This is a genomic window from Lactobacillus sp. ESL0785, assembly GCF_029395455.1.
In the GTDB taxonomy this organism is placed as follows: Bacteria; Bacillota; Bacilli; order Lactobacillales; family Lactobacillaceae; genus Lactobacillus.
In genome coordinates, this window is sequence record NZ_CP113916.1 from 136134 (window position 1) to 162091 (window position 25958).

29 protein-coding genes are annotated in these 25958 nt (G+C 35.4%); 20 read left to right on the forward strand and 9 right to left on the reverse strand.

Going from position 1 to position 25958, the window contains the following annotated elements:
- Window positions 1-6 precede the first annotated feature (6 nt).
- The gene (locus OZY43_RS00665; protein WP_277165002.1) at window positions 7-939 is read right to left on the reverse strand and encodes an alpha/beta hydrolase; all 933 of its coding nucleotides are present in this window, start codon (window positions 937-939) and stop codon (window positions 7-9) included.
- Between the two features lie 72 nt (window positions 940-1011).
- On the opposite strand from OZY43_RS00665, the gene OZY43_RS00670 reads away from it, so the two are divergent.
- Window positions 1012-1824, forward strand: coding sequence for a ribonuclease H family protein (locus tag OZY43_RS00670; protein WP_277165004.1), 813 nt, complete (start codon window positions 1012-1014; stop codon window positions 1822-1824).
- Here OZY43_RS00670 and OZY43_RS00675 read toward each other — a convergent pair whose 3' ends face one another.
- Window positions 1825-2787, reverse strand: a complete 963-nt coding sequence (locus OZY43_RS00675) for a DUF1002 domain-containing protein (RefSeq protein ID WP_277166293.1) — start codon at window positions 2785-2787, stop codon at window positions 1825-1827.
- A gap of 145 nt (window positions 2788-2932) precedes the next feature.
- Here OZY43_RS00675 and OZY43_RS00680 point away from each other — a divergent pair, with 145 nt between their 5' ends.
- The 6 genes from OZY43_RS00680 (at window position 2933) to OZY43_RS00705 (ending at window position 7745) form a co-directional block, all read left to right on the forward strand.
- Entirely contained in the window at window positions 2933-3778 is an 846-nt protein-coding gene (locus OZY43_RS00680; protein WP_277165006.1) for a glycosyltransferase family 2 protein, read from the forward strand.
- A complete protein-coding gene (locus OZY43_RS00685; protein ID WP_277165008.1) occupies window positions 3775-4431 on the forward strand; it encodes an alpha/beta hydrolase in 657 nt (218 codons plus the stop codon). The genes OZY43_RS00680 and OZY43_RS00685 overlap by 4 nt, the downstream gene beginning before the upstream one ends.
- A gap of 97 nt (window positions 4432-4528) precedes the next feature.
- Window positions 4529-5509 carry a ribose-phosphate diphosphokinase gene (locus OZY43_RS00690; RefSeq protein WP_277165010.1) on the forward strand — a complete coding sequence of 327 codons (981 nt, stop codon included), beginning with the start codon at window positions 4529-4531 and terminating at the stop codon, window positions 5507-5509.
- A gap of 166 nt (window positions 5510-5675) precedes the next feature.
- Complete coding sequence (locus OZY43_RS00695) at window positions 5676-6359, forward strand: TetR/AcrR family transcriptional regulator (RefSeq protein ID WP_277165012.1); 684 nt, start codon at window positions 5676-5678, stop codon at window positions 6357-6359.
- A gap of 11 nt (window positions 6360-6370) precedes the next feature.
- Window positions 6371-7201, forward strand: coding sequence for a hypothetical protein (locus OZY43_RS00700; protein ID WP_277165014.1), 831 nt, complete (start codon window positions 6371-6373; stop codon window positions 7199-7201).
- 49 nt (window positions 7202-7250) lie between these two features.
- Window positions 7251-7745, forward strand: a complete 495-nt coding sequence (locus tag OZY43_RS00705) for a GNAT family N-acetyltransferase (RefSeq protein WP_277165016.1) — start codon at window positions 7251-7253, stop codon at window positions 7743-7745.
- 151 nt (window positions 7746-7896) lie between these two features.
- Here OZY43_RS00705 and OZY43_RS00710 read toward each other — a convergent pair whose 3' ends face one another.
- The 5 genes from OZY43_RS00710 to OZY43_RS00730 all read right to left on the reverse strand — a co-directional run bounded on the left by OZY43_RS00710 (window position 7897) and on the right by OZY43_RS00730 (window position 11518).
- On the reverse strand, window positions 7897-8355 hold the full coding sequence (locus OZY43_RS00710) for a hypothetical protein (protein WP_277165018.1): 459 nt from the start codon (window positions 8353-8355) through the stop codon (window positions 7897-7899).
- 58 nt (window positions 8356-8413) lie between these two features.
- Entirely contained in the window at window positions 8414-8875 is a 462-nt protein-coding gene (locus OZY43_RS00715) for a hypothetical protein (RefSeq protein WP_277165020.1), read from the reverse strand.
- 287 nt (window positions 8876-9162) lie between these two features.
- Entirely contained in the window at window positions 9163-9438 is a 276-nt protein-coding gene (locus OZY43_RS00720) for a hypothetical protein (protein ID WP_277165022.1), read from the reverse strand.
- Between the two features lie 485 nt (window positions 9439-9923).
- Window positions 9924-10469 (reverse strand): hypothetical protein, encoded by a 546-nt coding sequence (locus tag OZY43_RS00725; RefSeq protein WP_277165023.1) that lies wholly within the window; start codon window positions 10467-10469, stop codon window positions 9924-9926.
- 203 nt (window positions 10470-10672) lie between these two features.
- A complete protein-coding gene (locus OZY43_RS00730; protein ID WP_277165025.1) occupies window positions 10673-11518 on the reverse strand; it encodes a hypothetical protein in 846 nt (281 codons plus the stop codon).
- Window positions 11519-11622: 104 nt separating this feature from the next.
- Between OZY43_RS00730 and OZY43_RS00735 the strand changes: the two genes are divergently transcribed.
- Together OZY43_RS00735 and OZY43_RS00740 are read left to right on the forward strand one after the other, a co-directional pair.
- On the forward strand, window positions 11623-12117 hold the full coding sequence (locus OZY43_RS00735) for a thioredoxin family protein (RefSeq protein WP_277165027.1): 495 nt from the start codon (window positions 11623-11625) through the stop codon (window positions 12115-12117).
- 467 nt (window positions 12118-12584) lie between these two features.
- Window positions 12585-12860: a hypothetical protein gene (locus OZY43_RS00740; protein ID WP_277165029.1), complete on the forward strand. Its 276-nt coding sequence runs from the start codon at window positions 12585-12587 to the stop codon at window positions 12858-12860.
- Window positions 12861-13042: 182 nt separating this feature from the next.
- Here OZY43_RS00740 and OZY43_RS00745 read toward each other — a convergent pair whose 3' ends face one another.
- The gene (locus OZY43_RS00745; RefSeq protein ID WP_277165031.1) at window positions 13043-13234 is read right to left on the reverse strand and encodes a hypothetical protein; all 192 of its coding nucleotides are present in this window, start codon (window positions 13232-13234) and stop codon (window positions 13043-13045) included.
- Window positions 13235-13472: 238 nt separating this feature from the next.
- Here OZY43_RS00745 and OZY43_RS00750 point away from each other — a divergent pair, with 238 nt between their 5' ends.
- The 9 genes from OZY43_RS00750 (at window position 13473) to OZY43_RS00790 (ending at window position 21068) form a co-directional block, all read left to right on the forward strand.
- Window positions 13473-14558 (forward strand): D-alanine--D-alanine ligase family protein, encoded by a 1086-nt coding sequence (locus OZY43_RS00750; RefSeq protein ID WP_277165033.1) that lies wholly within the window; start codon window positions 13473-13475, stop codon window positions 14556-14558.
- A gap of 26 nt (window positions 14559-14584) precedes the next feature.
- A complete protein-coding gene (locus OZY43_RS00755) occupies window positions 14585-15331 on the forward strand; it encodes a DUF948 domain-containing protein (protein WP_277165035.1) in 747 nt (248 codons plus the stop codon).
- Window positions 15332-15426: 95 nt separating this feature from the next.
- Window positions 15427-16551, forward strand: a complete 1125-nt coding sequence (locus OZY43_RS00760) for a YibE/F family protein (protein ID WP_277165037.1) — start codon at window positions 15427-15429, stop codon at window positions 16549-16551.
- Window positions 16548-17309 carry a YibE/F family protein gene (locus OZY43_RS00765; RefSeq protein ID WP_277165039.1) on the forward strand — a complete coding sequence of 254 codons (762 nt, stop codon included), beginning with the start codon at window positions 16548-16550 and terminating at the stop codon, window positions 17307-17309. The genes OZY43_RS00760 and OZY43_RS00765 overlap by 4 nt, the downstream gene beginning before the upstream one ends.
- Window positions 17306-18121 carry an alpha/beta hydrolase gene (locus OZY43_RS00770; protein ID WP_277165041.1) on the forward strand — a complete coding sequence of 272 codons (816 nt, stop codon included), beginning with the start codon at window positions 17306-17308 and terminating at the stop codon, window positions 18119-18121. The genes OZY43_RS00765 and OZY43_RS00770 overlap by 4 nt, the downstream gene beginning before the upstream one ends.
- Before the next feature lie 160 nt (window positions 18122-18281).
- Window positions 18282-18551: a hypothetical protein gene (locus OZY43_RS00775; RefSeq protein ID WP_277165043.1), complete on the forward strand. Its 270-nt coding sequence runs from the start codon at window positions 18282-18284 to the stop codon at window positions 18549-18551.
- A gap of 248 nt (window positions 18552-18799) precedes the next feature.
- Entirely contained in the window at window positions 18800-19411 is a 612-nt protein-coding gene (locus OZY43_RS00780; RefSeq protein ID WP_277165045.1) for a TetR-like C-terminal domain-containing protein, read from the forward strand.
- 114 nt (window positions 19412-19525) lie between these two features.
- The gene (locus OZY43_RS00785; RefSeq protein ID WP_277165047.1) at window positions 19526-20428 is read left to right on the forward strand and encodes an SDR family NAD(P)-dependent oxidoreductase; all 903 of its coding nucleotides are present in this window, start codon (window positions 19526-19528) and stop codon (window positions 20426-20428) included.
- Complete coding sequence (locus tag OZY43_RS00790) at window positions 20418-21068, forward strand: nitroreductase family protein (RefSeq protein WP_277165049.1); 651 nt, start codon at window positions 20418-20420, stop codon at window positions 21066-21068. Before OZY43_RS00785 ends, OZY43_RS00790 begins: the two co-directional genes overlap by 11 nt.
- A gap of 101 nt (window positions 21069-21169) precedes the next feature.
- Here the strand turns inward: OZY43_RS00790 and OZY43_RS00795 are convergent, their stop codons facing one another.
- Window positions 21170-21538 carry an aggregation promoting factor surface protein gene (locus OZY43_RS00795; protein WP_277165051.1) on the reverse strand — a complete coding sequence of 123 codons (369 nt, stop codon included), beginning with the start codon at window positions 21536-21538 and terminating at the stop codon, window positions 21170-21172.
- Window positions 21539-21697: 159 nt separating this feature from the next.
- On the opposite strand from OZY43_RS00795, the gene OZY43_RS00800 reads away from it, so the two are divergent.
- Both OZY43_RS00800 and OZY43_RS00805 read left to right on the forward strand, forming a co-directional pair.
- Window positions 21698-24226: a M1 family metallopeptidase gene (locus tag OZY43_RS00800; protein WP_277165053.1), complete on the forward strand. Its 2529-nt coding sequence runs from the start codon at window positions 21698-21700 to the stop codon at window positions 24224-24226.
- A 141-nt stretch (window positions 24227-24367) separates the two neighbouring features.
- Window positions 24368-25861, forward strand: coding sequence for a peptide MFS transporter (locus OZY43_RS00805; protein ID WP_277165055.1), 1494 nt, complete (start codon window positions 24368-24370; stop codon window positions 25859-25861).
- Window positions 25862-25958: the final 97 nt, after the last annotated feature.

Below are 25958 nucleotides of genomic sequence, written 5' to 3' on the forward strand. Positions count from 1 at the left end.
AGTAGGTTACTTTTTTAGGCCGATAAATTTGTCAATGATGTTAATGACAAAAGGATTATCGTGCATCCAGCTGTGTTCAGCGTATTTTTGTCCGCGAATTTCAACTTCGTGGTATGAATGTGCGCCAGGGGCTAGAATGTAGCGAATACTTTTAGCGGAAGTAACAGAAATGAATTTGTCGCTGTTGGTATTGTCGAGGACGTTACCATAAATGTTTAAAACGGAAATATCCGGATTGAAGCGTTTACGCCGCAGTATGAGATAAAGGTAGTGCGGATAGATAACCCTGGGGCGACCGTTTTGCTTGAGGGCATTGATATTAGGAATGTCACTCAAGAAGATTACCCCATCAAATGGCCCAGCAATAAAGACGCATTTGGTCAGCCGCGGGAAGTTTTTCTTGCGGGAGGCCCGCATTTCTGTCCGCACAATACAAGGACAAGCCAGCGAGTGAGCTACGGCAATGTAATTTTTAAAGTGGTATTTTTGACTTAAAAATGGCAAGATAAGCTGCAAATAGTAGTCAATGGCATAGATGCCAATTAATCTTTGGCGAAAGACAACTTGGACTATAGGATGCTTGTCATTAGTCCAAGTGCCTTCAAGCTTGAAATTACCAAGCAGGTCAGCTGTTATCTTAAGATAATGACCATTACTCTTGTCTTTTAATGCCTGCTCAACCATAACGTTGGTAGTATAATCACCACCGCGAAAACCATGAAAGTAGAGAATTGGTATTTGTTGAATCGTGCTGTTGCTTTTTTCAATGACCGCATGATCATCAATGTGCTTCTTATGCAGGCGCAAAAAAGGCCGTAGAGGTATGATACTAGCAATAATTGCTAGTGCGAGCATATTGAAACGGCTGGGTTCTTCAGATAAATTATGTTTACGGTTTTTTTCCGCTTCTTCCTTATATTTTTTAGTATTGAAGAACATGGCACTCACCTTTAAAATGATAATTAATTATATTTTAACATTGCTAGCGACTTTTTAGTGATTGAGGTACATATGAAATTTTATGCAGTAAAAAAAGGCCGCACTCCCGGTATTTATCGTACGTGGGCTGCGGCTGAAAAGCAAATAACTGGGTTTTCTGGTGCGGAATATAAATCTTTTACTAAGATAACCGATGCAACAGAATATTTAAATTGGAATCAGGAAACGGTGCAAGAAATTTTACAGCCAGGGGAAGACACGCTGCAGCGGACAATTGCTAAAATTCAGCGAGCTAGTCGCAATATTAAACCTGAGCAAATTAAGCCTAGCCCCCAACCTCATAAACAACTGGTGCATAAGCCTTCTCAGAGTAAGCCCGTGTCTAAAACTGGTTCACAATTTGCGACCATTTATACGGATGGCGGTACCCGGAATACTGGTAATTATAGGGGCGGTCATGTTAGGCCGACAGATAAGGCTGCTTGGGCTTATTTAATTGAGTGGCAAGAAGAAGGCCAGCTGCAGTCAACTTACGGTACCAATGGTGAGTTCGGGGCAACTAATAACAAGATGGAATTAACAGCCTTAATTGAAGCCCTGAAAAAATTGCTCAAATTAGGTTTTAATAAGCAAAAATTATTATTCGTACTTGATTCGCAATATGTTCTAAAGCCAATTACTGAGGGTTGGCTTGAAAATTGGAAAAAGCGAGGTTGGCATAAAAGTTCTAAGGGAGAAATTGCTAATTTAGCTGGCTGGCAGGAATTGGATAATCTGCTTGGTCAATTTACACAGCCGCAGTTTGCTTGGACGAAAGGTCACGCAAATAACCGTGGTAATGAATTTGTCGACCACACTTTAAATAAGTTTATGGATCAGATGTAATTATTTAGTTAAGATAATTGTACCGCCGAATAAATGACCAAAAAAATTAGTGATTTTTTGCCAAATTTGTTCAAACCAATTTCGGTTTTCTGGGGTATCTAACTTGTCAAAAACACTTTTAGCATGCTTCTTGATACCCTTTGATAAATCAGCAGCCTGTTCTTTAAAATTCTGGTGCTTTAAAGCACCAGAATCACGTACTTCGATTAAGACATTGACAATCTGCTGTTTTTGGTTGTTATTAATAGTGTCGCCAAGGTGATTAATGTTAATTTGATGTTCAACAATATCGTGTATTTGACTGTTAGAAATGTTGTTACCTACTTTGCCCATTTCCTGTTTAGCACCAGCTACTGCGTTGTTTAGTTGGGCATCAGTGTAACCAGCTTTATGTTCATTTTCTTTAGTGATATTGCTTAAAGTGCCCATTTCGTCTTGTGCAGCGTTGACCTGATTTTGGTTTAAACTTGCGCCGGTCTTAGCGTAAGCAGCATAAACGCCAGCTAAGGCACCGGAACCGTCAATTGGTGTAGCACTAGTAACATAAATGTTGGCATCAGCAATTCCTGCAGTTAAGGCAGCATTTTTGTATTGATTAGTGGTGATCTTAGTGATATTATCGTGGCCCTTATAATCTAAAATTTGGATGTTGATCCCACTGCCCGCTGCTGTTTTTTGAATCATGGCGCTAGACCAAACACCAGATCCAGTGGTGAAGTTATCACCGGACGGATTGAGATATTTAACTAAATCAGCACCAGTAATCGTGATTGTTTGATAACTTGCACCATTTAAGGGTGCAGTTAAGGTTTTCAGAGTACCGTTTTGTTGTGGATCAGTTAGTGATGTGCCTAAGCAAACTATCGGTAATTCATCGGCTTGTACTTGACGAAGACTAGTAAGTCCGCAAACTGTAATCAGTGATACCGTTATAATAGTTAAAATAGAAATTGTCTTTTTTATCAAAATAATTAACTCCTTTTTACTGACTTAATTATACTAAACGCTTATGAGAAAAGGTCAAGTTTAAAAATCGTGTTATTTATTTGCACGTATATTTATTATTTTTAATGTTATAATAGGTACAGTACTAAGGAGTGGATTCTTTATGATTGAGCAACCTGAATTAACTATTATTATGCCTGTGTACAATGTTGAAGGGTATATTGGACGGGCTTTAGATCATTTGGCTAACCAAAATGATACTAATTTTAAGTTATTAATTGTCAATGATGGTTCAACTGATAATACAAGAAAAATAGCAGAAAGTTATCGTAATCAATTTCGTTATTTTAGAATAATTAATAAAGTTAATGGCGGTTTATCTGATGCTCGTAATGTCGGGCTTGAGAATGTTGATACGCCATATTTTACTTTTCATGATGGTGATGATTGGGTTGATCCTGATTATACCGCCTTTTTTGTGCGGGCTTTTCACGCACATCCAGATGCAGCAATGGTTTCTTGTGGCTTTTGGCTGGATTATGAAAGTAGGCCGGGTTCTATTTCAGCAACGAAAAAACAGCTTCAAGGAATGAAGAACAAATTTAGAACTTATCAATTGATTACCAATCCATTAGGATCACTATTTTGTAATCGAATTTTCGCGACGCCAGTTAAAGGCTATACTTGGAATAAGGGTTATAAGATTTCTGTTGTGCGCCGATATCATTTACGGTTTGTTCGGAATCTTACCTTTATGGAAGACCAGATTTTTAATGTGCAATATGTGGCCTTAACCACGGGCTTTTATTGTGCTAACCAGCCACTATATCATTATTGGCAGCGCAAGGATAGTATGGTGCATAATTTTAACTTAAAAATGATTCCTGATGATTTTAAAGCTAACTATATGGTTGCACGGGTTGTTGTGCGGAGTTTGGTTCATGAACACAAAAAAATCAATAGTAATAAGCAAAATTTGGTTGAGGCCAGTGAAAGGGAACAGCGATGAAAGAAAAAGTTAACGGTAATGAGCTCTACTATAATAAGTTAGGGCAAGGTACACCACTTTTACTATTACATGGACACCATTTGGATGGTGGGATGTTTGATCAGGTGTTAGCACCGCTATCGTTGTATTATACTGTTTATGTTCTTGATATGCGTGGTCATGGACTTAGTCAGGGTGAAATTGCGGAGCATTATCAGACGGAAGTTGAAGATGTTGCGGCCTTTGTTAAGCAAGTTGGAATTGAAGGCTGCTATTGTTTTGGCTTTGATGCTGGTGGTCTTGTGGCAATGATGCTAGCTAGTCAGCAGCGTCAAATTTTTAAAAAGTTGATGATTGCTGGCGTTTTTGTTAATGGCAATGGTATCCGCTCATATCATTATCTGACTGAAGGAATTTTGGGCTTCTTACACTTTGATCGCGATAGTCAAGTTGAATTAACCGAAAGTTTTATGACGGTTGATAGTTTAAAGGCGATTACAATTCCAACATATTGTGTAGTTGGTGAAAAAGATTGGGTTAAAGTTGAGCATGTTCGTTGGTACAGTCAGCTTATTCCACAGGGACAGTTAATGGTTATGCCGCGGCAGACCCATGATAGTTATGCAGTCAAAAGTTTTAAGTTACTCAGTTTGATGGAAGATTTTTTTAAATAAAAAGTAGTTTGGTCATTGTTTTTTCTTTTCTAGTCAAGTGGCTGGTTTTTTGGTTATAATAGATGAAAAAGATAGTATTTTTAATGAAGAGGTAGCTATGAATAAGGAAGAGATCTTGCAGTTAATGCACCCAATGAAATTAATTGGTTTGGGTGGAAATCCTGCTTTAAACGAAAAGATTGCTGCGATTTTAAAGAAGCCGTTAATTGAAACTGCTGTGCAACATTTTAGTGATGGCGAAATTCAAGTTAACATTGGTGAAAGTGTCAGAGGCTGCGATGTCTTTGTTATTCAGTCAATTCAAGATCCAGTTAACGAAAATTTTATGGAGTTGGAAATTACGCTTGATGCACTGCACCGAGCATCAGCTCATCGAATTAATGTGGTTGTGCCTTATTTAGCTTACTCGCGTTCAGATACTAAGACACGTTCACGTGAACCGATTACTGCTAAGTTAGTTGCTAACCTGTTGCAAATTACGGGAATGGATCACGTGATTGCTTTGGATTTGCATGCTTCACAAATCCAAGGTTTCTATAATGTACCAGTTGATCATTTGCATGCAATGCCGCTTTTGGGACAATATTTCCTTGACAATGGCATTGCTACTAAGGATGATGACGATTTAGTAATTGTTTCACCTGATCATTCTGGAGCCAAGCTGGCGCGGAACTTTGGGCAGATTTTCAATGCTCCAATTGCAATTGTTGATCAGCGTCGGGCTCGTTATGATGCAGATGTGCATGATATGATTGGTGATGTCAAAAATAAGAAGTGTATTATCGTCGATGACCTAATTGATACAGGCTCACGGATTTCTTCTTCAACTAAATCAGTATTAGCAGCAGGTGCTAAAAAAGTTTACGTTGCAGCTACACATGCATTGTTATCGCAAGATGCGACTGAAGTGTTAAATGAATTGCCGATTGAACAAATCGTGGTAACTGACACAATTAGACACAAGCATTATCCAGATCGGATGGTGCGAATTTCAGTTGATTTGCTTTTAGCGCGGGGAATAAACTATGTTTATAATGACCGTTCAATGCATATGCTTAGTGAAAGCGATTTAAAATAATATCTAGCGATAATCTTCGATTTTAACCTTGTAAAAAAATAAATTACATGCTCAATTGAAGGTTATTTTTATTTTTTAATAATTAATTTCAGTGCATTTTTGTTTATTTATTCCGTATCATTGATATAATGAAATCAAACTGTATAGGAAAACGGAGAAGCAATTTATGGCACGACGGAAAAATTTGAAAAGAAGAAGAGTAATTTTAAGTAATACGTTTCATTTGATTCGAGAAAATGGAATGGAAAATGTTTCTTTTCAGATGATTGCGGAAAAATCAGGCATTTCTAAGTCTTTGCTGCAATCGTATTATTCACATAAAGCAAAACTGACAGATGATGTCGTTAGTAATATTCTTAATACTTTGGATGAGCAAGTTGGGAAACTTAATGATCAAAATAAAGGTGGCATCTGCGCTAGAACTGAAGCTTTTATTTACACAATTGCGATGTTAGGAATCTATGATAAAGGACTTGATCGGATTATTTCTGAAGTTTTTAGTAGTAATAAGACCTTAGATAATTGGAGCAGGATGCTTAATGGCTGGATTAAAAATAATCAGTTGTTTACGACCGATAATTTTAATCTTGAAGATGTTCGAACTGGCTTAGCCTTTGTTGTTACTGGAGTTGGTCGGCTTTATCATGATCGTGAACGACATAATTTAACTGCAAAACAGATGGCTGATTATGCTACTGGCTCATTAATGTATAGCTTTTTGCATTGTACACCTAAACAAATTGACCAGGCGCTTGCTGATGGACATAAGATTATTGCTGGGGCTGATATTAAAGAGATTCACCACGCAATCGATACTATGTTTGATGAAGGCAAAGATATTGTGTGTTAGAGAGGGAAAATATGGCAAATGGCGCTCAAAGCGGTTTGCGTAAAGTAAATCAGGAACAAAACACTGAGTATAAAAAGGTGTTAACTTTTGTTATCTTCTTAATTGTGATGTTAGGCATGGTAACCGTAACTTTTTTGAATCCTTTTTTTATGAAAGGACAAATTAGAACTAGCAATAATGAAGCTGTTGTTGTTAGACAGATTAATCGTCACTTTGATGCTTTGGCTGAAGCAATTGGTGCTAATAAAAGTGATAATGCAAATTTACTGACAAGTAAGCAAACGCAGCCAATTGCTGATCATGTCATTGATTACACATTGGGAATTCATTGGTTTAAATTTAGTAACTTTAATTTAGCTGAACAAATCCTGCATGATATTGAACTGAATATCGATCAGGGAGCATCGAGTGATGCTCAATTGGTACAAGAAAAATTAAAAAAACAGAAGCAAAATGCTCCTTATGATGTAATCACAGCATTTAACTTAAATTCAATTACGGTTGGAGCTAATTTGGCACTGATGTTGTTAATTGTTAATATTATTTTGGTTATTGTGACGGTTATGAGCTTACAATCGCTAATTAGTGATATGAAAACGGTAATGGGTACTAAGCTACTCGTGCATGATGTGACAGCTGCAGGGATGTGGGCAGGATTTTGGCTGATTTTACTTGCTGGTTTGCTTGCCTTAATTCCGGTTGTGTTTAATGTTGACGGTTTTGCTGTTTTGGGTTATTTATTTGAAATTGGCAGTAGTGTCTTTTTAGATTTTGTCATTGTTGGAGTAGTAGTATATATTTTAAGTGCAATTCCGTGGGAAATTACATCACCGAATAATTAATAATTAGGGTTTTGTCTATTTGACAAAGCCTTTTTGATTGGAGAATTAAATGACAGTTAATTTTGTACAGGCAACTAAAACAGATTTACCATTAATTGTTGCTATTTATAATCAAAATATTGCTAGTAAAACCGTGACTGCGGATTTAAAGTCAGTGACTGTTGCTCAAAGGCAGAATTGGTTTAATGAGCATAATAATCAGCGACCCTTATGGGTAATAATGGTCAATGAACAACTTGCTGGTTGGGTAAGCCTTGAGTCTTTTTATGGACGAGCTGCATATCATGCAACAGTTGAAATTAGTATTTATCTTGATCGTAAATTTCAACACCGTGGGTTAGGTACTAAGGCTTTGCGATACGTGGCTGTGCAAACGCAACGGCTGAATATCCACACTATTCTGGCTTACGTCTTTAGTAGTAACAAGGCAAGTCAGGCACTCTTTAAAGCAGCGGGTTATCAAGTTTATGGTCATTTACCACAAGTTGCAGATATGGCTGGTCAGCTAATTGACTTAGATATTTTAGGTAAAAAGTTTGCCTAATGTATGTTATCAGTTAATGAAAATGTGATATTGCAGTCTGAGCTATTTTTGTTTTGACTCAGTGCTTAAAAAGGCAACGATACATGCCCCAAAGGAGTTCTATTAGTTTAGGAATTCCTTTTTTATTTACATTCATATTAAACAGCAGCGGTTATTCTTGCTTAAATAATTTAAATTGATACTGGTAAAGGCCGTGAACGTTAATTTTGTACTCATGACCAGCAATTATCGGCGTTGCTCCCGGCAGATAACTAATAATTGTTTGAAAATTACCATACCCGGCATCTTGATAATTAGTTACTCTAGTTGCCTGATAAGTCTGCTTGGTGGTTTCATCCGTGATGGTGATTTGCGGTGTAGTTGTGATTGCGCGATTGGAAAAGTAAAGTGACCAAGCAATTTGCGGGTTATTAACTAATTCAAATGGGAAAAGATTTTTGCTAGGATAAGTAACTAACTTTTGACTAGCAGGCCGAAAAATATCGTCAGTATTGAGAATTTTTTGGACAGAATAACGATAGCCGTTACTGTCGTAGGCTGCACCAGTACCAACTGAAGATAAGCGGGTAGATAACAGCCAAGCGTGGTGTCCCGTGTCGAGGCCTGACAAGTTATAGCGGTCAGTTAAGAGATCGGTAATGACATCGCCGGCTGATTGATTGCCCGTGTTAAAGTTTAAGTTGACGGTTTTTAGAAGTAGTTTGGGCCACTTTCCAAGTAGCGCGCGTAATATCTTTTGGCCGTTTTTCGTAAGGCAGACCATGTTGATTAATTAACGGGTTAGCATTTAATGTAGATAAGACAGCCGCGGTCTTTTGTGATTTAAGATTGTCGGCGGGATTTTCGACAACGGGTTTTAAGTTAAAAAGACTGCGATAATAATTAATGTAATTAAGCTGAGCGCTTAAATAGTTAGGTGCAAGGATACCTTCCTTAAATTTGCGGTTAAAAGAGGGCTTGGTTGCATAAAGATTATTTAAACTGAAGGGCATCTTATTTAGCGCTGCATATTTATGTTGGAAGTGTTCAACCTTAGTAGTTTCATCAGGTGTAAAGTCAGCAGCAACAGGGCTACTAATTGAAAATACTAACGGCACACTCGCAAGTGCGATTAACAATTTACGTAACAAGTTGAACCTCCTTTTTTTGCTTATGCAATTATTATAGTCCATTTTGATAGTCTGTTTTATTTAACTTTTGGTTAAGTAAGTTATTTAGCATTTTTGGGTTAAAAATTGTTCAATACTTACTTGAGATTGATTCATAACTTTGAAAGACTTTTGATTTTTAATTAATTAAAAATAAAATAATAAAAAACGATCCTTTCAGGATCGTCTTCAAATGTTGCGAACAATTAAATATGTTTGATATTGTATTGTATCTTAAATTTTGTTTGGATAATTGTTTTAAAAATAACCTAAATAATATAGAAACAAATAAACAAATACATTGCAGCTCCGATTATAGTGTTTGCTAAAGCTACAATTGCTTTTAATTTGTTTTGAGAGAATCTTACCGTTATATGATTAGCCAAATATTCATGTAAAAATGAAATCAGCATTACAAAGATAAAGAAGAAACTTCCTACTAGCTTAGTTTTATTAGAGGTCAAAAAAATTGGGTTTAGGCTTGTAACTAATGCGATTAAAGCAAAGGTCATGGTTATTTGATAATTTGAAATCATTTTTTTCATAATGCACCTCTTGTTTATTAAGATTGCAAAAAGCTGCGATTGTTGAAAATCTCAGCTTTTTGTCTAAGAGTAAGTTCTTATTAGCATAACAGAGAGCCTGCTTGGTATAACAGTCCTATTACGAGTGGCACAATAACAGCTGCTGGTCCAGAAATCCCTAGCAAAGCTGCTGCATACATACCGGAATGAACATACCCAATAAATTGTAAAGCTTTTGCACAGGTTCCCTTATGCTTTGATTTTATAAATAAAATTTACAAAATAGCAAAAGTATAACTCCTATGCAATCAACAATTAATTCAGATAATTTATTATTTATATTCTTAAAATTAAAAACAAATTCTATTAAAATTATAGGAATAACGACTATTAAAATTCTATAAATACTTTTAAATTTAAAAATGCCATCAATAAAACCATATCCTAAAGTAAGAACAAAATAAAAAAGTGATGAATTATATTCAACAAATAAGTTTCTAAGTTTATTAACAAACAAAATGTGCTATGCCGTGCATTCCTAATCCTAGAGCTTCGCCCATTGCCCAGCCAGCTATTCCGGCACCTGCCACTGATGAACCATATTTAAAAGCTGCTGAGCCTATAGTTCCAATTGCATTAAATGTATTTTTACATGCTTTTGAATGCGTAACATGTCTTAATAATGGGCTGTCTTCGGTATCGTCATTAGTAAATTCAGAAGGATGTGAAGTGATATAACTATTTAGTTGAGTTAAAGCGCTTTTTACGTCATTAATGCTTACACTAACATTTGTTTTCTTTAAAGAGCTTGCTAAATACCCTTCGTCAACAATCTTTACTTGTGGTAATCCTTTGGCATTCTTAACAACAATAAGTGAACCTTGCATTGCTGCTGCAACTTTATTAACCTCAGCTTTTGAAGGTTGGTTACTTGTTTGTGTAACTTTAACAGGTTGTTGAGTTGTAGTTGCTGCTGATACTTGACTAACTGGTACTGCAAACATAGATACTGCCATTGCAGCTGATGATACTAATGTTACTAACTTTTTCATAATAATATACCTCCTAAATAACACTTTTATATTGGTTACACATAATTAATCAACTAAAAACATAAAAAGTCCTCTTAAAAAATTAATCATTTCATATCCTCCTTTCTTATTTCTTCTCAATTTCTACAGTTACTATATCAAGAAAGTAATTTCAAAAATTAAAAATGACGTATTTGCTAATTTGTTACAAATACGTCATTTCTTTATGTGTTTTCTTTCAAAAGGTTTTTGAGTTCGGTACTATATTTTTGCATACCATTTGTTGCAAAATTTGAAATTATTGCGTTACAGATACTTAACTCTTCAGTTTTAGAATTAATACAATAATTAATTAAATGAATTAAAAAATTTAAAATATTTTTGTAAAAATAATTTTCGGGAAGAATATCAACTTCATTAGCTTTTTTAATAAAAAAGGCTACTTCATCAAATTGTTGTTGCTTAATACAAAGAAGCAAAATATTAATAATTACTGCTAAAATTTTATTTTGTACTTTAGGATCATCATCTATAAAATTATTAACAATTTTTTTAGAAATCATCAAATTAGTAGTCAAGTCAAACCATGCCATACAATTACAGTAAAGATTAATATTCTCCTTTGAAAAGTTTTCAACTTCAAAAATTTTTTCCTTCAAAATTTTTTTAGTCTTTGAATCCAAACTGTTATAGTCATTATCTACTAAAGCTATTCCAATATCTACTAATAATAGCTCTTCTTTTTTATTAGATAATTCACTAGTTTCAATCAATTTTCGTACTTGATATAATTTATCTTTAGAATCTATATAATAAGCTTGCTTTATTTTATATTCTATTTCTCTAGTTGCTTTACTTTGTAATTGCATACTACGATCAAATCTATTAAAAAATTTAGTTAGTGAAATCTTGTTATATTGCAGCAACTTAATTAGGTCTTCTGCAGAGATCCTGTTTGCATCTTTTTCTACGCGAGCATAAAAGGATGGGCTAATTACATTACCTGCCCATTCTTTTTTAGTCTTTGATTGGCTAACACGAAATTCTTTCAATAACTCTCCTATTTTCATTGTGTTTTCCTCTACTCAAACTAGCATATATGTCATTTATCATCTTTTATTATAAAATTACTTTATGCTGTTATACAAGAGGAATGTTAAAGGAGAGACTAGATATGAAGCATAAATTAATTAAACTTATTGCCGCAATTCAACTTATGTTATCATTGTTTGTCTTGCCAATGAATAATGTATCTGCAAGTACGACTAATGATAATCCGACCTCACAAACTACTAATAATAATCTGCTGAAATACCAAGAGCAAATTTATATCAATGCAGTTAAGCATTTTAAGAAAATCTCTGTTCAAAAATTAAATAAACTAGTTGGTAAAAAGAAAATTACTGTTTTCTGGGGTAAGAAAAGTTGTCCATTCTGTCGAGCTTTTGTACCTAAATTGGCTAAAATCAGTCATCAACGGCATATTAAAATTTATTATATTGATACAGCAAAGACTGACAGCAATTCCGCTTTAAAAAAGGCACGTAAAAAGTTCAAAGTAACAGGTGTGCCTACACTAATGAAAATTAAAAATAACAAAAAAATTGTAATTATGGATCGTACACGTACTGATCTTACCCATTTTTTAACTAAAAAGTATTCTAATTAAAATTTTACATATGTTGAGTTTATCAATTAGACAGCTGCAAGAATGGCTGAACTCTCCATCTTATGCAAATTTACCAGTTTTATTTTTGGGGATCATTTTATTGATACACTATTTATAAATCTTAAAAAGAAGTTGCTAATTATGTATACTAGATAAAATTAAAAAAATATATTTGAAGATTACGGTGTAACTTTTGATTATTTTACTTTTCAAATAATTACTGCGTTGCTAGAAGAAATTGAGGAGGAGTATAGTATTTATAAACTGTCTGTAGTACTATTTTATTGTATGTGAAACAGCTGTTAATAAATTTGGGTTTAATTTACAGTTCACTAATAAAAAACCCCTAACTGCACTGGTAAGTGCATTAATTTGCTTAATAATTATTTGGACTACAAGAAAATGCTTTGGTTTTTGAGTGGTTTTTAAAATATGTAGTAATAATTTCTATAAGGAGATGTTTTAGTATGAAAAAAGTCATTTCAAATTATCAAGTGACTGTAACCTTTGCTTTAATTGCTTTGATTACTAGCCTTAATCCCATCTTTTTAGCTTCTAAGCGAACAAGACTAGTAGGAGCTGGCTTTGTTATTTTTGTGATGTTGATTTCTTTTTTGCATGAATATTTGGTTAATAACGCCGCAGTAAGCATTGCACAAAACAAATTAAAAGCTGGTGTGGCACTGACTAATACTGTAATTGGAGCGATAGTATACTTGATTATTTGTGCTTATGTTATTTAATTAAGCTACTTTGCGCAAAAATGGCATATAAGCTGATAAAGGTAGAAAAGTATTTTAGTTAGCTCAAAGCTCATTGATATTTTAATTATGAATATGTTACAATATCTGTATAAAGAAAAAGAGCCAAGTTTTAACTTGGTTCTTAAAAGATGTCCCGCGTAAAAGGCGGTGGCGTAATTACGTTAAACTAAAAAAGTCGTCACATAACTGGCTAAAGTATCGGACGGCTTTTTTAGTACGATTATTTTTTGTGGTGCTGGTCGATATACGACAGTAGCGCCAAAATAAACATACCGAATGTAAACATTAGCATTAATGCATTGTGAACACTCATTAGCTGTTAGTCCTTTCAATAATGTGCTCCATGTTTCCATAAGCATCATCTCCTTGGGAATAGAACAGCCACCGCCCTTTAGCTTTACTCATCTTTGAAGTAATTATACAAAGATAATTGTTTGTTATCAATATGGTATTTTAAATGCAAATTAGGTGAAATCTAGTTTGCTTTTTAAATCCCCTAAAAATATTTCTAAAATTGCTTTAATTTAAGTTATTTCTATAGCTAATGCCGTATAATTAACAAGTAATAATGATAATTAAGAGGTAATGATAATGACTAAGAAAACACAAGTTGGTTTGATTTTTGGTGGTAATTCATCCGAATATGAAGTTTCGATTATGTCAGGGCATAATATTTATAAAGCCATTGACAAGGACAAGTTTGATGTTCACCCAATCTGGATTACTAATGATGGCTATCTTGCCAGCGAAGAGGATTCGTTCAAGGTGCTTGATGATCCTAAATATACGGTAGCTAATCCGCACAAGGTAGCTAATCTTTCTAACTTGAGTGAGTTAGCTAATCTGCCAGAAATTGATGTTTTCTTCCCCATTGTTCACGGTAATTTAGGTGAAGATGGTAGTTTGCAAGGGCTATTCCGGATTATGGATAAACCATTTGTCGGCGATGATGTGTTAGCTGCTGCAGTAACAATGGATAAGGAGTTTACCAAAATTTTAGCGCAGCGTGCTGGGGTACCAGTTGCTGACTGGATTGCAATTAAACGGTTTGAATATGATGATGCAACTAATCCTAAGCGTGATTATGCTAAGGTTAGTGCTAAGTTGGGCAATGACTTATTTGTTAAGCCATCTAATCAAGGTTCATCTGTTGGCGTGCATCATGTAACTAATGCTGCTGAATTTGCAGCTGCTTTAGCTGATGCCTTCAAGTATGACGACAAGGTTTTAATTGAAGAAACTATTCATGGTACTGAAGTAGAAACAGCTGTTTTAGGTAATGATCACCCAATTGCTTCTGGCGTTGGCCAGATTATCAATGCTGCTGGTACTTTTTACAGTTATGATAATAAGTATGATGATAATTCAACTTCTAAGCTGCAAATTCCGGCTGACCTGCCAGAAGACATTGTTACTAAGGTTAGAGAAAATGCACTGAAAGTCTACCAAGTAACTGAATGTAGTGGTATGGCACGAGTTGATTCAACCTTGCGGACTGGTGATAATAAGGTGATTTTGACAGAAGTTAATGCTTTGCCGGGATTTACTAATATTAGTATGTATCCAAAATTATTCGAAGAAGCAGGCATTCCTTATACTGAATTAATTACGCGTTTAATTGAAAAAGGAATTGAACGTTACAATCATAAGAAGACCTTGTTGCACAAAATCGGTTAATTAGCAGCATGGGAGAACGTACAACAATGGGAGATCAACATAACTTTGAGGAATTAACAGCTCCAGCAGCCACAGCTAAGCAGCTCCATCTTAGTGTCGCAACTTTGCGTAAATATTCGCTAATTGTTGAGCACGTGACGGGTAAGCCTGATTATTATGCTAGAACTAAGCAGCGAGCACGACTTTATAGTAAACAAGATGTGCAAGATTTAAATGATTTTCATAAATTAGCACAAAATAATGGTTTGACTTTGCAAGAAGCTGCAATGCAGGTTTTTGCTGTTAGTGATAAAAAAAGAAAAAGTCCGATACCAAAAAAGCAAGAAATGATGACAGCGTCGCAAGCAGTTAAGTTACTTAATGCTTTGCAGCAGACCATTAGTGAGCAAAATACGGCGATTAAGAATTTGCAAGAGCAATTAGATCGGATTGAAAAGCAGAATTCGGAATTATTGGCTAAGCAAGATCAGTTGCACCAAAAGCAGGATGATGAAGCTGATTTTAGTGCGTTGCCTGATATTTCAGGAATTGTTACGGAGGAAGCTGTTAGTCAGTCTGACCAGCAGTCTACTGACAAATTGACGTTAGAAGAAAAACGGGCGCAGGTTAGGCAGGATGAAGCTAAACCTTCAGAGCAGCTTCATGAAGAAATTCTTACTAAAGCCAAAGAAAATGCGGAAAAGCATGTTAATGATAATATTCATCGAACTTTGGAAGACATGCAGCTAGAGCCGCAAAAAAAGCATTGGTGGCAGCGATTTATTAATATGTAATACAAAAAAACGACTTTTTAGCGGAAAGTCGTTTTTTATCATATTAAATAGTGTTAGTCGAATGATTTTTGCGTTACAGTAGACAAAAAGATAGGATGATTAAGTTGAAAAGAATTAGACGACGCTATTGGGTAGCGTTAGTTGCAGCAATTATAGGGCTAATATTAACAATTTGCACTTATTTTGCAACCGGAATTTATAGTAAGGACGATGTGGCTGTAATTACCGATCATTCGATTAAAGATACTTTAGTTCAGAAAAATCGCGATGTTTATAATAATCATGATGAAACACGTAAGCAAGTGCTTCATTTACGGGTTTTATCTGGTAAGTATCAGGGGCAGACTTTTACGACACCGAATATTTACTATCCGTCACAAATGGTGACGCAAAAATATCGTGCAGGGCAACGGATTTTTGTAAATATTAAAAACGGAGATCCAGCAATTCAAAATCCTAAGCGTGATTGGGTGCTGGTATTAGTTTTAACAGTGACAATTGTCTTAATGATTATTGTTGCGGGCAAAAAGTCCCTAGGCTTGATAGGGTCAATGGCATTAAGCTGGTTGCTTTTCTACCTAGTAATTATCTGTGACGTAAAATTAAATGGTTCAGGTATTATCCTATTATTTGGGGCTGCGGATATCGTCTTTTCCTTTTTCAGTTTGTTAATTGTGCAGGGCTTTAATCGTAAAATGCTGGCTACATGGCTAGCGACGTTGCTTGGGGTTTTTGTTTCTTTTGCATTGTGTTACCTAATTATGCATTTGACCGGTGAATCGGAAATTAAGTATGAAACAGGTGACTATGCCACGCAAGATCCACGGGGGTTGTTTTTAGCACAAACCTTGCTAGGAATTTTAGGTGCAGTGATGGATGAAGCTACGGACATTATTTCTAGTTTATACGAATTAGTGCAGACTAGGCGAGATTTAACCGTTAAGCAGCTAGTTAATAGCGGCAGAACAATGGGGCAAGAGATCATGGGACCATTAATTAATGTTTTGGTATTAATTTTTATGTCCGAGGCATTACCCATGACAATTATTTATTTGCGTGATAATAATAGTTTAAGCTCTGCTTTTGGCTTTACCTTGTCGCTAGGAGTTACACAAAGTGTAATTTCGGCGATTGGAATTGTGCTGACAGTTGTCTTTGCAACTGGCTGTAGTCTGTTATTTTTGAAAGATAAAAGATGGAAAGCGGGGCAGAAAGAATGAGTACGTTACTGACATTGATTATTGTTCTGGCAATTTTGATGACTTTAATTGGTGGTGAAAGTGGCATTCGCAGTTTCTTTAGTGTGCTAATTAACACACTGCTGCTGATTTTGGTAGCAATTTTTATTTCGTGGGGAATTAGTATCCCACTACTGATTTTGATTTTTATTCCACTGAAGCTCGTGACCATTATTTTTTTGGGAACACACGACCATCAGGTTGCAAAAAATTCTTTTTATTCAGCCTTGCTTGTCTGTCTGCTGGTTAGTTGCTTAATTTTAGGCTGTGAATGGTTGGCACAAGCTGCGGGATTAGGTCCTGAAGCTGGTGAGGTACTGGTTGGCTTATCGCAGATGCCGGGGTTAAGTTACCCACTGATTGCTGTGGCAGTAGCGATTTTTTCAACATTAGGAGCAATTGCAGAGGCAGCGGTGGCCATGAGTTCAGGCTTGTTAGAAATAAAAAAGCACAATCCTGATATCAGTCATGAAGAGCTGCTGGCAAGTGGTGGCAAAATTGGTGATGATGTTTTAGGAACAGCAATGAATACAATCTTGTTTGGGATGTTTGGTAGTTTTCTATCATTATTCCTATGGTATTTTCGTTTGCATTACACATTGGGCGAAGTGGTAAATGAAAAATTATTTGTCAATGAAGCTTTAATCATTATGTATTCATTGATTGGTGTATTGTTAACCGTTCCGTTGACAACGGCCTTTTTAGCAAGAGGAATGGTTAAGCATGAGGTGAAAAAATGAAGTTAGAAAATAAAACACTTACTAATTTTAATGGTCGTGAATTTAAAATTCATACCTATACTTTAGACGAGATTGGTGACTTACGAACACCTAAGCATCCATTGGCAATTGTGATTCCGGGTGGTAGTTTTGATCATTTATCTAAACGTGAAAGTGAACCGGTTGCTTTGGCATTTAATAATCGCGGCTTTAATAGTGTTGTAATGGATTATAATCTGGTGCAAGATGAGGGCGATATCTATCCCGATGCTGGACTTGATGTTTTGACAACGGTTAAGTATTATCGCGAGCATGCTGCGGAATATCAGATTGATCCGGATAAAATTGTGACGATTGGCTTTTCTGCCGGCGGGCATGTTGCTAGTATTGCCAATGATTTTGCGACCTCGTCTGAGTACCAAAAAGAATATCATTTTAATTTGCAAGATGTTGTACCAAATAAGACAATTTTGGGTTATCCGTTAATTGATGTAAATAAGATTGGCTTTACTGTTCCTGAGGATGAAGAGGAGATGGTTCCTGAAGATAAAAAACTTCAAGATAGCGCCTTAAGTGTTACACGTGAAACACCAGCTACTTTTATTTTTCATGCGTGGGATGATCCGGTTGTGTTAGTGACTAATACTTTAGAATACGTCGCCGCGTTACATGACAAGGAGGTACCGTGTGAAGTTCATATCTTTAATCGCGGTGGTCATGGCTTTTCACTTGCGCGTGGTGATATGGTAACTAATGGCCGTGAATGGCAAGAAAATCCACATGCAAGTCATTGGTTCGATCTCGCTCAAGAGTGGTTGACAAGTGAATGGTAATTAGAATAAGAGCAGCTGATCAGCTGCTCTTATTTGGTTAGTGGTGATAAATAAAATTATTTTAGTAAATTTTTAGTAATTATTTAACGCAAAGGACTTGCAATTTTTGCTAGAGGGTATATAATGCAAATATTTATATCGAAAGAAAGGACATGATTTTTTGAAGTTATTAAAGATAAAACTATTGACAGCAATTAATGGCTTACTGACAGTGAGCAGTTTAATCATGTTGTTCTTTGGGTTATGCAATCAAGTTGATGAGTCCGGCAGCTTTTTAGCTGGTAAAGAAATAATTATCCAGAACGCTGATTTAGTCATTTGTATGGCGGTAATTGCCATGATGATTTTTGGCTTTGCTTTCTTTGCTAGTTGGATTAAGACAAGAAAAGTTGAAGCTCATTTGTTACGTCATAGAACGCATAGAGCGTAATGATTAAAATAGTTATATTTTAATGTTATCCCTGCAGCTAATTGATTAGTTGTAGGGATTTTTTGTGTTGATTTTTTAAAAGGGTAGTAATCAATAGAAATAATATTAAAATTCAGTTCAACAATTAAGGCATGCTCATTAAAAAACAAAGTATAATAAAAAATGAAAGTGTTTAACCTTAATTAATATTTTAGGTCATATTAATATTTTGTAAGCTATATTCAAGTTAAAGAAAAGTGGAATAGATTATGAAAAATGCAGAAATTACATTGGAAACAAAAAGAGCTTTTTCAAAAGCATTAAAGCAGGAATTACAAAGACGATCATTAAACAAAATAACTGTTAAACGTTTGTTAATAGCAACCAATAAAACTAGACCGACGTTTTATTATCATTTTAAGGATATTGCTGATTTAATTAAATGGACAGTTCAAGACGAGATTATTGCTTTATTGAACGAATCAAAAGGTTATTCTCACTGGGATCAAGATCTTTATAAGATTTTACAATATTTTTGTGCCAATCGAAGTTTAGGTCAAGCGTTTTATAATTGTTTAGATATTAAACAGTTTAATTGGGTGTTTCGTGAACCACAAATTAAAATTCTTTTAGGCTATATTGATGAAATAATAAAGCAGGAAAATTTATCTGTTAGACAAGATGATCGCAAGTTTATTGCACAGATTTTTACTGGGGGCTTTACAGAAATTGTTCTTGATTGGCTAGGAAATGGTCAAAAAGAATCACCTGAGAAAATTAGAGAAGAATTGTGGCGGACACAAGAAAATGTTATCGTTCATTCTTTAAGAGTGGCTGCTAAGAATAAAGATATTTTTATATCAAATAAAAATAATTGTTAGACATCTAATAAAAATGATAGATTATCTATTTTAAATTTTATGATAGCGCTTAATATATAAGTGAACATAAAGATAGTTCAGTTATGAACTTGTATTAGAAAGGTGATCTTATAAATGAAAAGCTTTAAAGATAAAGTAGCTTTAATTACTGGTGCGGCACATGGATTTGGCCGTTCATTAGCTATTGAGGCTGCTAATAGAGGAATGAAGTTAGCTTTAGCAGATGTAGACGAATCAGGGTTAGAAAAGACATTTTATGATGTTAAAAATCTTGGTGCAGAAGCGATTAGTATACCAACTGATGTTACTGATGAAGCTGCAGTTGATAAGATGGTTAAACAAACGATGTCTAAATACAACGAGATTAATTTACTAATTAATTCTGCAGGTATAGCAATTCCAGGGCCAATTTGGGAATTACCAACTCGCGATTGGGAATGGATTTTGCATGCTGACTTAATGAGTCAAGTTTGGTCTTTAAAACGAGTAATTCCGATTATGCGCAAGCAAAAAGGTCATGGTGATATTTTGAATGTCGCTTCAATGGCAGGACTAATTACAAGTCCACTAATGCCAGCATATTATGCAACTAAATTTGCAGTTGTTGGAATGACCGAAGCTGTTGAATATGATTTACAAGCCGCTCATGCAAATGTTGGTCTGCATGTCTTTTGTCCAGCATTTGTTCAAACAGATTTGTATCATACTGAAAAGCATCGTCCTGAAAAGTATACTGATAATAGTGATCCATATTATTCTAGTGAGACTTTTAAAGAAGGGCAAAAACAGGCTAAGATTGATATTACAACTGGAATGCCAATCGATAATATACCAAAAATTATTTTTAAAGCGCTTGAGGATGATAAATTCTATATTTTAACTCATCCAGGAATGAATCCAGCTATTGTTGCAAGAGCAAATAATATTCCTAGTGGTAAAGGGCCAGACTTAGCAGCTTTAGCACCATTTATGGCAGAAACACATGAAGTTGAAGGAGATAATAAAGATGAAAGATAATGTTGTAAATAATGATTTTAAAGATGTTGTTTTTAATCGACAATCAGTTAGAAAATTTGATCCAACAGTTAAAATAACCCATGAAGAATTCACAAAAATGATTGAAGAAACAACCAGTGCTCCTTCGGCATGTAATTTGCAAGCATGGCATTTTGTAATTGTTGATACGCCTGAAGGTAAAGAAAAGCTAAAAAGCTATTTTATGAAGTTTAATTTACCGCAAGTTGAGACTTGTTCAGCGATGGTATTATTGTTTGGTGATACAGAAGCCTATAAATCATATCGTGATTTATGGACTAAGGCATATCATAATGGACAAATTGATAAAGCTAAATTAGATGAAGTATTTAATACATTTTTACCGTTATATGAAAGTGCCAATTATGAAACTCTAGTAATGGACGCAACTGTTGATACAACTCTAGCTGCAATGCAGTTTATGCTAATTGCTCGCAGTCATGGTTATGAAACAAATCCAATTGGTGGCTATAATACTAAAAAGGCCGCAGAAATCTGGGGCTTAGATTCTAAAAGGTTTATTCCAGTAATGGCAATTGCTATTGGTAAAAGAGAAGCTGGTGCCAAACCGGAAGTAAAGTCTGTTAGATATCCAGTTGAGCAGGTTTATCAATTTGCATAATTTAGAATAATATTAAATTTAAACAAGAAATAATTAAATCTAAAAAACAGCTTAGTTAATTAACTAAGCTGTTTTTTTAATGGGAATAATAAATACTTTTTTTAATACCAATGATGAGCTTGCCAAAAGATCTTAGCGTTAACCCATGAACCATAGCGCCCGTAAACATAATTGTTAGCTGTTTGATCTTGATTCTTTTTAGAGTAGTCACCATGTAGGTAGCCAAGATTTAATTGGTATTTGCCGTAACAAGCGCCATTACGTGCATAATAATTACCGCCAGATTCATGCATTACGATCCAATGTCTAGCTGCGCGTTCTTTCTTAGATAATTTATAAGCTGCTTGAACGGTTGTTGTAGTTGAAGTATTTGTGGTAGTTACTTGAATAATCGTAGCGAAGCTACAAGCAAGGGTAAGTGCTGCGATTAATTTTAATATAAAAGATTTAATTTCTTTCAATGTATTCATTCCCTATAATCTAGTTTTAAAGTACTATAAATCATAGTACACTAGCAATATTTCATTGTTGTTACAAAAATGACACATGGCCCTTACAATAAAGTTTTAATGTTATTTCCATATATTTTTTGGTAAAATTTATAATGATAATTAATTTAGGAGGTAATTATGTCAGTAAAACATTTTTATGAAACTTTTCACCCAGAACATTATGACTTATTCATTGATATTGACCGTGAAAAGAAAGTAATTACTGGTATAGCAACAATTACTGGTGAAGCACTTGAAAAAACAATTTTTGTTAATCAAAAATATATGACAATTGCAGCAGTTACAGAAAATGGAAAGGATGTTCCGTTTTCAGTTGATGATGAAAAAGAAGCAATTGAAATTGACTTAGGTAAGGTAGGCACGATAACGGTTGCGATTAAATATAGTGCACCGCTAACTGATACTATGATGGGAATTTATCCATCATATTACATGCTTGATGGCGTGAAGAAGCAAATTATCGGGACGCAATTTGAAACAACTGCTGCTAGACAAGCCTTTCCGTGTGTTGATGAGCCAGAGGCTAAAGCAACATTTACCTTGGCGCTTAAATACGATGAGCATGAAGGCGAAACTACGATTGCTAATATGCCAGAAGTTAAGGTTGAAAATGGTATCCACTACTTTGAAAAATCAGTGAGAATGTCTAGTTACCTAGTTGCTTTTGCTTTTGGTGAATTGCAATCTAAGTTAACTGAAACTAAAGATGGCGTTAAAGTTGGTGTGTTTGCTACTAAGGCGCATAAGGCTAAAGAGTTAGATTTTGCTTTGGATATTGCTAAGCGTGCAATTGAATTTTATGAAGAATTTTATCAAACTAAATATCCGTTACCACATTCATGGCAATTAGCCTTGCCAGACTTCTCTGCTGGTGCAATGGAAAACTGGGGTTTAGTTACTTACCGTGAAGCTGCTATTTTGCTTGATCCAGATAATGCGACTGTTGAACAAAAGGGTTACGTTGCTAGTGTTATTACTCATGAGTTAGCTCACCAATGGTTTGGCGATTTAGTTACCATGAAATGGTGGGATGATCTGTGGCTCAATGAAAGTTTTGCCAATATGATGATGTATTTATCAGTTGATGCCATGGAGCCTAGCTGGCATGTTTGGGATAATATGTATCAAGTAGGTGAAGTTCCGCTAGCCTTGAATCGTGATGCGACTGATGGTGTTCAGTCAGTTCACGTTAATGTGGAACATCCGGCTGATATCGATGCTATTTTTGATAGTGCGATTGTTTATGCTAAGGGTTCAAGAATGCTGGTCATGGTACGTAAATTGTTGGGAGACGATGCTTTGCGTAAAGGCCTTAAGTATTACTTTGACCAGCATCAATTTGGCAATGCGACAGGTGATGACCTGTGGGCTGCTCTATCAACGGTAACTGATTTAGATATTGGTAAGATTATGCACACTTGGCTTGATCAACCAGGGTACCCAGTTGTTAATGCTCGCGTTGCTAACAATGGTCACTTATTGGTAAGTCAAAAGCAGTTCTTCGTTGGTACAGGTAAAGATGTCGGTCGCACATGGGCAATTCCGTTGAATGCCAATTTTACTGCACCACAAATTATGACTGAACAAGAAATTGATTTGGGCGAATATAAGAAACTGCGTACTGCAGCTGGTCATGCTTTACGCTTGAATGTCGGCAATAGTTCACACTTCATTGTTAATTATGATGAAACTTTAATGGCTGATATTATGAAGGAAATAGCTGACTTGCAGCCAGTTGATGAATTACAGCTATTGCAAGATTTGGGCTTACTAGCAGAAGGCAAGCAGATTTCTTATGCTGAAATTGTGCCACTGTTGCCAAAATTTGCTGCATCACGGTCAAATATTGTAATTAACGCTTTATATAATTCAGCAAGACAATTACGGAAATTTGTTACCCCCGATTCAGTGGAAGAAAAGAAATTAAAGTCCTTCTTTAATAGACTGTCAGAAAAGCAAATCGCGCGTTTAGGCTGGAAAGTTAAAAAAGATGATACAGCTGAAGATTTGCAGATGCGGCCAATGGAATTATCTGCTGCACTGTATGCGGAAAATTCTGCTGTAATCAAAGCTGGACATCAGATTTTTGCAGAACACCAAAATAATTTAGCAGCAATTGAAGCATCAATTCGACCTTACATTTTGAGTAATGAAGTGAAAAATTATCATCAACCTGGTTTAGTTGCACGTCTGATCAAAGAATATCAGAATGTTGTTGATCCCTATTACAAAAATGATTTACTGTCTGCTGTTACGAGCACCCAAGATGAGGCTGAGATTAAACAAATTATTGCTGACTTTGAGAATGCAGATGTTATTAAGCCGCAGGACTTACGTTCATGGTATTACAATATTTTGGCAAATCATCAAGGTGAGCAGGCAGCTTGGGATTGGTTACGCACTGATTGGTCATGGTTAGAAAAGACGGTTGGTGGCGATATGGAATTTACTAGTTATATTACGGTAACTGCTAGAGTTTTCCATACGCCAGAACGTTTAGCTGAATTTAAGACTTTCTTCACACCGAAAGTTAATCAACCCGGAATGGGTCGTGAAATTAAGATGGATACTAAGGTGATTGCAACTAAGGCTGACTTAGTTGCAGCTGAAAAGGCTGCTGTTAACCAAGCAATCGCACAAGCTTAAAAATCAACTCCAAATTAAAAGAGCATTATTTTGCTAAAAAAGTGCTCTTTTATTTTTGCCTGAGTATAAGATTTAATTATTATTAATATTAGTAGTATAATTGTAATGTGTTATTTAATTAAAGGAGCTTAATTTTAATTAATGAAAAATAAAAATTACGATACAGCATTTTTTGGGCAACCTAAAGGGTTGTCAACTCTGTTTTTTACTGAAATGTGGGAACGATTTAGTTATTACGGTATGCGGGCAATTTTATTGTTCTACATGTATTATGCAGTAACTAAGGGTGGTCTCGGGATGAACCAAACTTTGGCAGCTTCGGTAATGTCAATTTATGGTTCACTTGTTTATTTATCAAATATTGTCGGCGGTTGGTTGTCAGACCGTGTGTGGGGACCACGCAAGACAGTCTTTATCGGCGGCGTTCTAATCATGTTTGGTCATATTGTCTTGTCGCTGCCAATGGGTTTAGCGGCTTTGTATTTGTCAATCGCCTTAATTGTTGTTGGGACTGGCTTGTTGAAACCAAATGTATCTGACATGGTTGGTGGCCTTTATTCAGAAAAAGATCGGCGGCGTGATGCTGGCTTTAGTATGTTTGTCTTTGGGATCAATTTAGGTTCAGCAATTTCACCAATTTTGGTTCCATGGGCAGCTAATGGCTTTGGCATGAATTTATTTGGCAATGAAATGAACTTCCATGCTGGCTTTTCACTTGCCGCAATTGGGATGTTCTTTGGCTTAATGCAGTATTATTTTGGCGGGAAAAAATATCTGTCAAATGATAGTCTGCTGCCAACTGATCCAATTGATCATGATAGCTTAATTAAAGTTATGCAAAAGTCAGTTGTAGCAATTATTGTCTTAGCAGTTTTGCTTGTGATTATGGCAGCTTGTGGGCAATTGAATTTGGCTAATATTATTTTGCTGATTACAATTGTAGCGATCTTGCTGCCAATTTATCTATTTGCAGTAATGTTGCGCAGTAAAAAAGTTACAAAAATTGAACATTCGCGGGTACTTGCTTATATACCACTCTTTATTGCAGCAGCAGTTTTCTGGGGAATTGAAGAATCAGGATCAGTTGTTCTGGCCTTATTTGCTCAAGAACGGACTGTATTGCATATTGGCAGTTGGCACTTTGCGGCAGCTAATTTTCAAACACTGAATCCATTGTTTATTATGATTTTAACGCCATTCTTTGTTTGGTTGTGGAGTCATTGGAAGAAGCAGCCAAGTGCTGCTGGTAAGTTCTCTTGGGGATTAATTTTTGCGGGATTATCTTATGTCTTAATGGCAATTCCAGGGCTGCTTTATGGTACAGCTGGTCGCGTTAGTCCATTTTGGCTTGTTGGTTCATGGTTTATCGTTGAAATTGGGGAAATGTTGATTTCACCAATTGGTTTATCAGTAACGACTAAATTGGCTCCGGCTGCTTATAGTTCACAAATGATGAGTATGTGGTTCTTAGCTGATGCTGCTGGTCAGGCGGTTAATTCACAGATTGTTAAGTACTTTTCACCAGCAACGGAAATTCAATATTTCTTAATTATTGGTGGTGTAAGTATTATCTTGGGCTTCTTGATGTTCTTCTTAGTTAAGAAAATTGACGACTTAATGGCTGGCGTTCATTAGTTTACAAATAATTAAAATATATAATAAAACCCGAAGTTAGAATAATCTGATTTCGGGTTTTACTATGGTTAAATTATTAAATTGATTAAGATATTGT